The 11628-nt window shown below is 64.3% G+C and carries 8 protein-coding genes and 1 pseudogene; 3 read left to right on the top strand and 6 right to left on the bottom strand.

Annotated features, from left to right (window positions below):
* Positions 1 to 743 (bottom strand): TonB-dependent receptor plug domain-containing protein (locus VK533_RS17010; RefSeq protein ID WP_324379915.1); only part of this gene is annotated, 743 nt, incomplete at its 3' end.
* 398 nt (positions 744 to 1141) lie between these two features.
* On the opposite strand from VK533_RS17010, the gene VK533_RS17005 reads away from it, so the two are divergent.
* On the top strand, positions 1142 to 2353 hold the full coding sequence (locus tag VK533_RS17005) for an MFS transporter (RefSeq protein WP_324379913.1): 1212 nt from the start codon (positions 1142 to 1144) through the stop codon (positions 2351 to 2353).
* Entirely contained in the window at positions 2350 to 3369 is a 1020-nt protein-coding gene (locus tag VK533_RS17000; protein ID WP_324379911.1) for a LacI family DNA-binding transcriptional regulator, read from the top strand. The genes VK533_RS17005 and VK533_RS17000 overlap by 4 nt, the downstream gene beginning before the upstream one ends.
* 3 nt (positions 3370 to 3372) lie before the next feature.
* Here the strand turns inward: VK533_RS17000 and VK533_RS16995 are convergent, their stop codons facing one another.
* The 5 genes from VK533_RS16995 to VK533_RS16975 form a co-directional block, all read right to left on the bottom strand.
* On the bottom strand, positions 3373 to 4923 hold the full coding sequence (locus VK533_RS16995; RefSeq protein ID WP_324379910.1) for an MGH1-like glycoside hydrolase domain-containing protein: 1551 nt from the start codon (positions 4921 to 4923) through the stop codon (positions 3373 to 3375).
* 94 nt (positions 4924 to 5017) lie between these two features.
* Positions 5018 to 8305 (bottom strand): DUF3857 domain-containing protein, encoded by a 3288-nt coding sequence (locus tag VK533_RS16990; RefSeq protein ID WP_324379908.1) that lies wholly within the window; start codon positions 8303 to 8305, stop codon positions 5018 to 5020.
* 27 nt (positions 8306 to 8332) lie between these two features.
* Positions 8333 to 10123, bottom strand: a complete 1791-nt coding sequence (gene lepA / locus VK533_RS16985) for a translation elongation factor 4 (protein ID WP_324379906.1) — start codon at positions 10121 to 10123, stop codon at positions 8333 to 8335.
* 120 nt (positions 10124 to 10243) lie between these two features.
* Positions 10244 to 10555 (bottom strand): accessory factor UbiK family protein, encoded by a 312-nt coding sequence (locus VK533_RS16980; protein WP_324379904.1) that lies wholly within the window; start codon positions 10553 to 10555, stop codon positions 10244 to 10246.
* Positions 10556 to 10605: 50 nt separating this feature from the next.
* Positions 10606 to 11349, bottom strand: coding sequence for a TlyA family RNA methyltransferase (locus VK533_RS16975; protein ID WP_324379902.1), 744 nt, complete (start codon positions 11347 to 11349; stop codon positions 10606 to 10608).
* 168 nt (positions 11350 to 11517) lie between these two features.
* On the opposite strand from VK533_RS16975, the pseudogene VK533_RS16970 reads away from it, so the two are divergent.
* A pseudogene (locus tag VK533_RS16970) lies at positions 11518 to 11628 on the top strand (XRE family transcriptional regulator); the annotation flags it as partial.

Here is an 11628-nt window from a genome sequence, read left to right as displayed (position 1 = left end):
CCAAAGGTCTGCTCCGGGTTGGACCAGCTCAGCACGCCCGAAACTTCCGGGGTGATCTTGGAACCGCAATGGACGCAATCGTCCGCGCTGGTGTCGTAATCGGCCTTGGCGCCGATCGAACCGCTCAGGCCGCCTTCGCGCGAATCGAGCGGCTTGCGGCTGACGACGTTGATCGTCGCGCCGATGCCGCCGGTCGGGATCGCGGCGCGGCCGGTCTTGTAGACTTCCAGCGTCTTCACGCCTTCCGCCGCCAGATTGGAGAAGTCGAACGAACGGTCGAAGCCGCCCGCGCCGTCGCCATTCTGGTCGCCGCCGACGACGGTGATGTTGGCGGCCGCCAGCTGGCGGCCGTTGAGCGTGACGAGGTTATATTGCGGACCGAAGCCGCGGACCGTGACGGTCGCGCCTTCGCCGTTGACGCGGTTGATCGACACGCCGGTGATGCGCTGAAGCGATTCCGCGAGGTTGGTGTCGGGGAACTTGCCGATATCTTCCGACGAGATCGCGTCGACGACGCCGGTTGAATCGCGCTTGATCGCGATCGAGCGCTCGAGCGAGGCACGAATACCGGTGACGACGACTTCGTCGGAGGTATCCACGGCCGCCGCCGCGGTCGGCTGTGCGGCGGTGGCGGGAGCGCCCGCTGCCTGCGCGAAAGCGACCCCTGGGGCCGCGAGCACGGTCGCGATTGCAAAAGCGGAAGCCGTGCGCGTCAGCGCCGGCGAAAGCCGTAAGCCCTTCATAGTACCTCCCTTTTACGACGCCATTCCCCGGTCGCCGTTTCTTAGACAAGCAGTGTTTTCCTGCTTATCTGCCGCCGTATCAGGATCGACATCGATGTCAATAATGCCGACGGTAGCGCTAACATGCTGCGGAGCTTCGCTTATCCGACCAACCGTGTCGGAATAGGGCCACCACGGTCCAAAACAGATGCCGGCCTCGGAGGGAAAAAGGACGGCCGCCGCGCAAGCGCGGCAGCCGTCAATGCCCGGCTGAAAATGACAGCCTGGGGGGGTATTTAACCCGGAGAGGGTTATGCCGGGGGGCTTCATCGTCGAAACCGACATCGATGTCAACTCGGGCGGAGCGCGCCGTCGCGATATTGTTGCAAGCGCGCCCGTGCACGGTAAACGTCGGACTTGTGACCGAAACGACCTCCACCGACAGCGCGACGCGTTTGTTCCGTTTATCGATCGGCGTGTTTTTCATAGGTGGGTTCCTGTCGTCGACGATCAGCCTGTTCGTGCCGCGCATGAAGCTCATTTACGGGCTCGACTTCACGCGCTCGCTGCTCGTGCAGTTCGCCTTTCATACCTCGTATCTGCTGTTCGCCTTCCCGATCGCGCTGGCGATCATGGCGATGGGTTACATGCGGTCCGCCGCAACCGGACTGGCGGTGATGGCCGGATCGTGCATTCTGTTCCTGTGGGCCCACGGATTGCACAGCTACGCGACGATCCTGCTGGCGTTGCTGGCGCTCTCGGCCGGCATCACCTTTCTCCAGATCGCCTCCAATACGGTGGTGGCGGTGGTCGGCAGTACCGAAGGCGCCGCTTTCCGGCTCAACCTGCTGCAGGCCTTCAACGCGATCGGCACGGTCGTCGCGCCTCTGGTGGCGGCACCCTACGTGCTCAGCGGTCCGAAGGCGGGCTTGCCGGCGGTCGAGGAAATCGCCCCGCCCTTCCTGTTCGCGATCCTCGTGCTGGCAGCGCTCGCGCTCGCCTTTTTCGTCTATCGCAACCTGCTCAACGGCAGCGCACAGGCGGACATGTCCGGTGCGCGCTTCGATTGGGCCGCGCTGCTGCGCAACCGCCGCCTGGTCGCGGGAACCCTGGCCATCTTCGCTTATGTCGGCGCGGAGGTCGCGATCGGGGCGCTGCTGGTCATCTACCTGGTGATGCCCGACGTGTTCGACGCGACGCCGGTCGACGCGGCGCGCCTCGTCAGCCTCTATTGGGCCGGCGCGATGGTCGGACGGCTGGCCGGCGCTTATGCCATGAAACGCGTCCGACCGGCCAATCTGCTGGCGCTGAGCGCGATCGGGGCCGCCCTCTTGGTGGGGGTGGCGACGTTCGTGCACGGCCGGGCCGGCGGCGTCGCCTTGCTCGGGGTCGGCCTGTGCAACTCGATCATGTATCCGACCATCTATGTGCTGGCCTTGCCCGATGACCCCAAGCTCGCGACGCCCGGCGGTACCTTACTATGCATGGCAGTCGTCGGCGGCGCGGTGGTGCCGATGCTGACGGGGGCGCTGGCCGATCATATCGGGCTTGCGGCGTCGCTCGTCGTACCTGCTCTATGCTATTTGTTCATCGCCGCGTTCGCGCGGACTTGTCGGGGGTCAGCGGTTTGACGGTCGTAACGATCAAGGATGTGGCGGCACGCGCCGGGGTTTCGCCCAAGACGGTGTCGCGCGTCATCAACGGCGAGGCGCACGTCCGCGCCGACAAGCGCGAACAGGTGCTGCGCGTGGTGCGCGAACTGGATTACCGGCCCAACGCCTTCGCGCGCAGCCTGTCGAGTTCGCGCTCCTACCTGCTCGGCTTCCTCACCGACGATCCGAGTTCGGGTTATGCCGCCGACGTCCAGCTGGGCGCGCTCAAGCGCTGCCGCGAACGCTCCTATCACCTGCTGGTCGAGCCGATCGACCGCAGCGATCCGCAATGGGCGCGCGAACTTGGGGGCACACTCGTCACGCTGCGGCTCGACGGCGTGATGCTGACCCCGCCTCTGTGCGACGATCCCGAGGTGCTGCAGCTGCTCGAGGCGGCCGATCTCCCTTATGTCCGGATCTCACCGAGCGGCGAGGAGGATCGGTCAGGCTATGTCCGCATGGACGATCAGGCCGCCGCTGCCGAGATGACGCGCCACCTGATCAAGCGTGGTCACAAAAAGATCGGCTTCATCAAGGGCGATCCCGCGCACAGTGCGTCGCGCAAGCGCTTCGCCGGCTTCGTCGAGGCGATGATCGCAGCCCATCTGCCGATCGATCCGGCGATCGTGCTGGAAGGCGATTTCTCGGTCCGCTCGGGCGTCGAGCTCGGCGAGAAACTGCTGTCCGGGCCCGACCGGCCGACCGCGGTGTTCGCCAGCAATGACGATATGGCGCTGGGCGTGCTGATGGTGGCGATGAAGCACCATCTGACCGTGCCCGACGATCTCGCGATCGGCGGGTTCGACGATGCGCCGACCTCGCGCCTCGCCTGGCCGCAGCTCACCACGATCCATCAGCCCAAGGCGGGGATGGCGGCGGCGGCGGTCGATATGCTGACCGATCCTTATTACCGCCAGGCCGAAAGCAGCGTCGGCTTCCGCCGCTCGCTCGATTACCAGCTCAAAGTGCGGGGCAGCACCGATCCGGCCCGCTGAACCCTAGTCGTCGGTGGGCGGAGCCTTCTTCGCCATCCGAACGAGTTTGCGCAGCCGATCCTGGCTGAGGTGCGCGTCGGTAAAGCCCACATATTCGCGGGGCCCCAGCTCGAATTGCTGCGCCTGACGCCCCGGCCAACGGACCGAAACGGTCTGCTTCGTCTCGTTGATGCCCAACATCCATTGAGCTTTCCCGTGACGATCCGTCATGAGCCGGGCGACGCCTTCAATACGGCCGATCGGCTTGCCCGCTACGATCAAATCCGCGCCCCTGGCATCGTAGCGCATTTCCGCCGTGCCTCCGCCATCGAGCGGAAGCGCGAAGACCGCTCCGCGGGAAGCAGGATGACCGGGACGGACGGTCCACTCCAGCCCGTCCTCGGCCTCGCGCACGCCCGCCAGCCGCCACGTATAATCGATCATCACCAAGGCAGCCGGCGAGTAACCGGGCGCATCCTCCTGAGTGAAGACGCCGGTCACTGGATCGATCTGCTGACGGAAGCTCGGATCGCGCAGGATCGCGTCGCACCAGGCATCCATCATCCGCGCGAATTCAGCGGTGCGGCCATAATACTCCATCCAGCGTCCGGCGCGGAGCGCGGTCAAAGCCTGCGCCGCACCACCCCAGCTATTGCGCGGGATCGGGCGCACGAACAGCGGATCGTCCATCGCCACCGACGGCAGCGGATAGGGACCCCAGAAAGCCGCGGGATTGCCGAGTTGCTTCGCCCACATCTGGTCGAACATCGCCTGATCGGGCACATGCTCGGACGCCGTGCGGCTCAATATGTCGGAGCGGACGCGGACGAAATGGCCCTGCGCGTCGAGATCGTAGAAAGCGCCGTCCTCCGCCACCCAGAGCTTGTCGATGATCCGGCGGCGCAGCGTCTCGGCAGCCTCCGCCCAGCGATCCGCCTCCCCGGTCTTGCCGAGCGCCTTCGCCATCGCCGCCATCGCCCGGCGCGCGCCGACCATCGTCGCCGACAGATCGGGACTGAGAAACGGCAAAGCCGGCAGATCGGCGTGGCGGGTGGCGTCGCGATCGGGGCAGGCATCGGGCAGGCCGCGCCAGCGCGGGCTGTTGTCCATGCCGGTGTCATAGGTGCAGAAGCCCTCGACCAGGCCGGTGCCACGCGTATCGCGATAGCGCCGCAGCCAGGCGTCCCATCGCCCGCACGCTTCATAAGCCCGCTGCAGCAGTTCGCTATCGCCCGTCGCGCGCGCCAATTCCCACGCGGTGGCGGCGATCGGCACCACTATCTGGATCTGCCCGAAGCCGCTCAAAGTGCGCCGGCGGTTGGCGGGCAATTGCCCGTCGGCGCGCTGCAGATCGAAGAAGATCAGGTGGCTGTTGCGCGCCACGTCGGGCCGGAACTTGCGATAGACCAACGCCTCATGCGGTCCGCACTCCATCCAGATGCCCCGATAGACCGAGCCTTCGATCAACACCGGGCGGCCATCGTCCGTCATCGGCCAGACGTTGCCGGCGAGCACCTGGAGCGCGCGGTCGTAGGCGAGTTGCCAGCGCGCGTTGCCGGTGTGGAACGCGGGCATGCGATCCGGGGAATATCCCGCACGTGCTTGCGACGCGGAAATCGCTACCGCCGATGCCGCCGCACCCCGAAGAAAGCCGCGGCGGTCCATGACGTCAGGGTTTCATCCCGTAACTGTCGAAATCGTCCTTCACCCCAGCTCTTATCTTGATAGCAGATTGCAGGTCGGCATCCGAATGGGCCTTGTCGCCCTTGCGGGCATAAGCCACCCCGCGACCATAGAGCGAAGCGGCCTGTGCCGGGGACTTCGCCAGCGCCCTGTCATAGTCTGCGATGGCTTCGTCGACACGACCGAGGCGCAGCAGCACCAGCGCGCGACTATCCAGGTAAATCGGATCATCGGGCGACTTCGTGAGCGCGCTGTCACAATCCTCCAACGCGGACGGAAGCGCCACGCCCGCTGTCGCCTTAGACCAACAGATTTCGTTGAGCTCGGTCGCCGAGGCGTTGATCATCCGTGCCGCCGCGAAATCCTTTTGCGCCTGTGCGGCACGGCCCGCGCGCATTTCCTCCACCCCGCGCTTGACCAGGGCCTCGGGATTTCCGGGCGTGAGGGTAACGACCTTGTCGAGCGTCGCGATCGCGCCCGCGCTGTCCCCAAACCCGTGCTGCAGGCTGCTCGCGAGCAGAAGGTCGCTCGACGAACTAGGGTTGAGTTTCAGCGCCGCCTCGACGTCGGCCTTGCGGCCCGCGACATCCGCTTGGGGACGATGGTCGGCGCGGTTCAGATAGATGAAGGGCGATGGTCTGACGTGTAGTGCGTGATCATATTCGCGCATCGCGTCGTCCATCCGTCCCGACAAGGCGTGATAATTGGCCGCCATCACCAGAATGAACGGATCATCTGGCTTATGCGCAAGTAAATCCCGCATGACAGTATCGAGCTCCTCGATCCGACCCCGGTTGTGCAGGATATCGACCCGTATCAAATCGAGTTGATCCCAGGCCGGATCGAGCTTGAGCGACGCCGTCGCATCGGCCAGCGCCTGATCGTCATGGCCCTGCCTGCGGTTCAGGATCGCCCGCCATCCCAACGCGAACGCACTTTGCGGATCGCTTTCCAGCGACCGGGTAAACGCGGCGATCGCGTCGTCCATCCTGCGATCATGCATCGCCTGCAAACCACGTGCCCGCAAGGCGACCGCATTCTGCGGGTCGAGGGCCAGGGCGGCAGCGATATCCTGCTCCGCTTTCACGCCATTGTTGAGCCAAACATAAGCAATAGCGCGATTGGCCAGCAGCAAGGCGTTCTTCGGCTCAAGCGCCAGTCCCTTCGAGAGATCGGCGATCGCATCGTTGTAACGATGCACTTCCAGCAGGATATGAGCGCGGTTGGCGTAACCGTCGGCTGTTGTGGGTTCGGCTTTCATCGCCGCCTCCGCCTCGGCAGGCGAATATCGGTAGGACGAGGGCCAGCGCAGCGACAGGGTGTCGCCCACGAGCTTGCGAAGTGCCGCCTGCGCCTCGACCGCCTGCGACGCAGGGAATTCGGGCGCGATGCTGCGTGTGCTGGTTTCGATTGTCAGCGCGTTTCCGGCAATCACCGTGCGGCGATGGAAAGTCATTCCAGCCGTCGTTTGTTCGATGTCCGCCGGAGGCTTGGCTCGACCGATGCCGAACGATGGCGGCAGGATGATCGTCTCCTTGTTGGCAAGGAAGATCGGATAGGCCACCGCAAAAGGCGCATCCTGGCTCAGGCCGGGATCGCGATGAAAATCGGCCTCCCAGCCGAGTACCGTTCCATCGGTCTGATGCAGGCCGCCTTGCCATTCCAGATGCGCCGACCCGCTCAGCGTCAGCCGCTCTTCGCCGCTCGCCTCATCATAAACGGCATCGACCTTCGCCGCGTCGACGAAATTGAATTTCCTTCGACCCATATCACGCAGCTTGCTCTCGCGAATCTGGGGAGTCAGTTCGGCGAGCATCTGCTTGAGCATCTGCGCCTCGTCACCCCGCATGACCATCTCTATCCGGGTCGGCGCAGGCAGAGTGAGGCCGGCGGAGGCATCCACGACGATCGTCGTCGAGAGCTGCGGCTTGTCGAGCGGAGGCGGAACGATGCGAACCAGTGCCGCCGCTTGCGGTATAGCCGGCAAACCCCAGCCGAAATCCGGGATCTTAAGGGCATCCACATCAGTGTCGCCGGACCGGGTTCCGTCGAGCCAGTAGGTCCGGCCGCCAATGGTTGCCCGCACGATCACATGATCGAACAGCCCGAGCATGGGTAGCCGTTGGTCCAGGCCATCGCCCGATTCCGCATTCACCAGCACCGGCACGGCCTCCATACCGAGACCGTGCAACAGCGCCAGCAGGATTGCGGTTTTGGCCTTGCAATCGCCGAACCGCCTTTCCCAGGTCGTCGCGGCATCGGCCGGGACCAAGCTGCCGCCATTCATGCCGAGAAAGACATAGCGAATGCGATCCTGAACGAGCGCCAGCGCCGCATTGGTGCGCGCCTTGGGATCGGAGGACGCCGCCTTGATGCGTCCCAGTTCATCCTGCAGCGGACCGCTTGCCGGCAGGGTGGACGCTTTGACATAAAGCGGGGACATCAGAGCCGCCACGTCCGCCCAAGATTTGAAGTCGGACATCTCGACAATACGGAGCTGCTGGTAGCGCGCCGGTGCGCCATTGGGCGGCAAGATCGGCTGGAGATTGTCGACGGCAAGCACGGCTTCGCGCTCGCTGCCGGACTTGGTCTCGCGGATTTGTGGCAGGCCGTCCATTTGATGGATTCGAATCGACAGGGTGGCCGGCCATTGCGCCCGCAAACCGGCACGCGCCACCGGGGTACCGTTCCAGCCGGCCCCGATCTGCTCGACATGCCCGGCCAGCACGGGATCGCTGGATTCGGTCGACATCACGAATTCCAACACGTCGCCCACCTGGAGATCCTCCGGCTCCAGTGTCGCGGTCAGGGCTCCATCGAGCATCGCATTTTCGAGGTTGGTTTCGCGGCGAACCACAGTGAACTTCTGCTTGTCGAGCAGATTTATCACCTTGTCGCCGCGATGGATCGCCAGCCGATGAACGATCGGCTTGTCGGTATCCGGATTCCAGACGAAATTGATGTTGCCTTCATCGAAACCCTGAGGCGTTTCGATTTTCAGAACATATTGCGAATAAAAGGTCTTCTTGCCGGGCTCGAACCGGGTCTGTTCATCCTGGACCAGGATATGAACCGAGGCGCCATCGGGCTTGCCGTCGTCCACGGGAATCGGAACGGGCTTCACCCACGCCGGAACCGGCGCAAATTCCAATTTGTCCGCCGCTGGCGCCGTCGTCGCCCAGGCAAGCGCCGCCAGCGAAATCAGGAATTTGCGCATCGTCCCCCCAACCCCTTCGATTTCAAGGATAGTCGAGCGGTAATTCGACGCAATCACCTAGCTGCGGTGAAGACCAAAACGGTCTTATTCTTCACCCATCCGGAGCGCGGCGATGAAAGCTTCCTGCGGGATGCTGACCGAGCCGTACTCCCGCATCCTTTTCTTGCCCTCTTTCTGCTTCTCGAGGAGCTTGCGCTTGCGGGTGGCGTCGCCGCCATAGCATTTGGCGGTCACGTCCTTGCGCATCGCGGCGATCGTCTCGCGGGCGATGACCTTGCCGCCGATCGCGGCCTGGATCGGGATCTTGAACAGATGGCGCGGGATCAGATCCTTGAGCCGCTCGCACATGCCGCGCCCGCGCGCTTCGGCGGTGCCGCGGTGGACGATCATGCTGAGCGCGTCGACCGGCTCGCTGTTGACCATGATGCTCATCTTGACGAGGTCGCCCTCGCGATAGCCGATCTGGTGATAGTCGAAGCTGGCATAGCCGCGGCTGATCGATTTCAGGCGATCGTAGAAATCGAACACGACTTCGTTGAGCGGCAATTCGTAGGTCACCTGCGCGCGCCCCGCGACATAGGTGAGGTTCTTCTGCATGCCGCGCCGATCCTGGCAAAGCTTGAGGATCGAACCGAGATATTCGTCGGGGCAATAGATCACCGCCTCGATCCACGGCTCCTCGATCGAACCGATCCGGCTGGGATCGGGCATGTCGGCGGGATTGTGCAGTTCGATCTCGCCGCGATCGTGGGCGAGCTGAATCTTGTAGACCACGCTCGGCGCAGTCGTGATCAGGTCGAGATCATATTCGCGCGTCAGCCGCTCCTGGATGATTTCCAGGTGGAGCAGGCCGAGGAAGCCGCAGCGGAAGCCGAAGCCCAAGGCCGCCGAGCTTTCCATCTCGAAGGTGAAGCTGGCGTCGTTGAGGCGCAGGCGTGAAATGCTCTCGCGCAATTTGTCGAAGTCGGCGGCATCGACCGGAAACAGTCCGCAGAACACCACCGGCTGGACCAGCTTGAAGCCGGGCAATGCCTCCGCCGCGGGCTTCTTGGCATCGGTGATCGTGTCGCCGACCGCGGTCTGCGCGACTTCCTTGATCTGCGCGGTGATGAAGCCGATCTCGCCCGGCCCGAGTTCGGTCAGTTGCTCGATCTTGGGACGGAAGCAGCCGACGCGATCGACCAGATGCTGGGTGCCGCCCGCCATGAAGGCGATCTGCGCGCCCTTCCTGAGCACGCCGTCGATTACGCGCACGAGGATGACCACGCCGAGATAGGGATCGTACCAGCTGTCGACCAGCATCGCCTTGAGCGGCGCGTCGATGTCGCCCTTGGGCGGCGGGATCTTGGCGATGATCGCATCGAGGATTTCCTCGATGCCGATGCCCGACTTGGCCGAGGCCAGCACCGCTTCGGATGCGTCGAGGCCGATCACCTCCTCGATCTCGGCGCGGACCTTTTCGGGTTCGGCGGCGGGTAGATCGATCTTGTTGATGACCGGGATGATCTCGTGATCATGCTCGATCGACTGATAGACGTTGGCGAGCGTCTGCGCCTCGACGCCCTGCGCCGCGTCCACCACCAGCAACGCGCCTTCGCAGGCGGCGAGCGACCGCGAGACTTCGTAAGCGAAATCGACGTGGCCCGGCGTGTCCATCAGGTTGAGCTCATAGCCCTTCCAGTTCAGGCGCACGGTCTGCGCCTTGATGGTGATGCCGCGCTCCTTCTCGATATCCATATTGTCGAGCACCTGGGCCGACATTTCGCGGGCCTGGAGGCCACCGGTGGTCTGGATCAAGCGATCGGCAAGCGTCGACTTGCCATGATCGATATGCGCGATGATCGAGAAATTGCGGATCTTGTCGAGGGGAGTCATGCGGCGCGCCTAGCAGGGGTGCGCGCGGGGGGCAAAGGCACAAGCGTCACACTCCGTTCGTGCTGAGCGCAGTCGAAGCACGCCCTTCGACTGCGCTCAGCACGAACGGAGGTGGCGTGCTTACTTCTTGCGCGGCTTGGGCGCAGGCTTGCTCGGGCCGTCCGAGGGCGCGTCATAGCTGGTCGGCGCGCTCCCCTTGTCTCTAGCGGCGGCAAGCTCGGCCTTGAGCACGGCGACGTCGTCGCGCGCGGCGGCGGCCATTGCCTTGACCGCTTCGAACTCCTCGCGGCTGACGAAATCCACGCCGCCGATCCAGCTCTTGAACTTCTCGCGCGCGTTCGTCTCCGCCTCGCGGCCGACGCCCGCCATCGTGCCGGCGAAGCCGTTGGCCATCTTCACCAGATCCTCGAAGAATTTGTTCTCGGTCTGCATCGTTCGACTCCCAAGGTGTATTAGTCAGCTAGATGGGTGCGAGGTTCGATTTACGCAAGCGTCGGTTTGGTCGCGGCGAGCAGGAATTCGACATTGCCTTCGGGCCCGGTGATCGGGCTCTTCTCGATCCCGACAACCCGCCAGCCCTTGCTTTCGGCCCAGGCGCGTGCCGCTTCGCAGACGCGTTCATGGACGGCGGGATCGCGCACCACCCCGCCCTTGCCGACCTCTTCGCGGCCGGCTTCGAACTGCGGCTTGATCAGCGCGACCAGCCGCGCGTCGGGCTTGGCGAATTCGAGCGGGCGGTCGAGTACCTTGGCGAGGCCGATGAAGCTCGCGTCGCACACGATCAGATCGACCGGTTCGGGGATTTCGGCCGGGGTCAGATTGCGCGCGTTGGTCTTCTCCAGCACGATCACGCGATCGTCCTGGCGCAGTTTCCAGGCGAGCTGGTTGGTGCCGCTGTCGACCGCATAGACCCTGGCCGCGCCGCGCGTGAGCAGGACATCGGTGAAGCCGCCGGTCGAGGAGCCGACGTCGATCGCGACCGCGCCTTTCACGTCCCAGCCGAAATGGGTCAGTGCGTGATCGAGCTTGATCCCGCCGCGCGACACCCATGGATGGTCGCGCCCACGCACGTCGAGCACGACGTCGAGCGCAAGCTGCTCGCCCGCCTTGGCGAGCTTGCGTTCGCCGGCATAGACCAGCCCGGCGAGGATCAGCGCCTGCGCGCGCGTGCGGCTTTCGGCGAGGCCGCGGTCGCAGAGGAGTTGATCGGCGCGGATGCGGGCCATGGCAAGGCAGATAGCCGTCCCGGCGCCTCGGCACCATCCGCCCACGGGGAAATGCAAAAAACACCGAATCCGAACTTGATAAGAGGGCTGGAGACGGCTGTGAATGCTTGCCAAAACGGCGCTCTCATGCGATTCTGATTCACCAGATCGGTTAAGGGGCGCGTGTCGATGATCACCTGTATCCGCGAAGTCCGTCGCGCCAAGGGGCTGACGCTGCTCGATGTGGCGCAGCGTTGCGATCCGCCGACCACCGCGCAGACGATCGGACGGCTCGAGACC

Source organism: Sphingomonas sp. (assembly GCF_035317925.1).
Lineage (GTDB): Bacteria > Pseudomonadota > Alphaproteobacteria > Sphingomonadales > Sphingomonadaceae > Sphingomonas_I.
Note: the sequence above shows the minus strand (reverse complement) of the source record. Positions and strands in the feature narration are given on the sequence as shown.

Bases quoted from the DNA above. Each gene is read 5' to 3' on its own strand.
- VK533_RS16995 (WP_324379910.1), bottom strand. From the start codon at position 4,923: ATGCCCGCGTTCCACACCGGCAACGCGCGCTGGCAACTCGCCTACGAC.
- lepA (WP_324379906.1), bottom strand. From the start codon at position 10,123: ATGACTCCCCTCGACAAGATCCGCAATTTCTCGATCATCGCGCATATC.
- VK533_RS16980 (WP_324379904.1), bottom strand. From the start codon at position 10,555: ATGCAGACCGAGAACAAATTCTTCGAGGATCTGGTGAAGATGGCCAAC.
- VK533_RS16975 (WP_324379902.1), bottom strand. From the start codon at position 11,349: ATGGCCCGCATCCGCGCCGATCAACTCCTCTGCGACCGCGGCCTCGCC.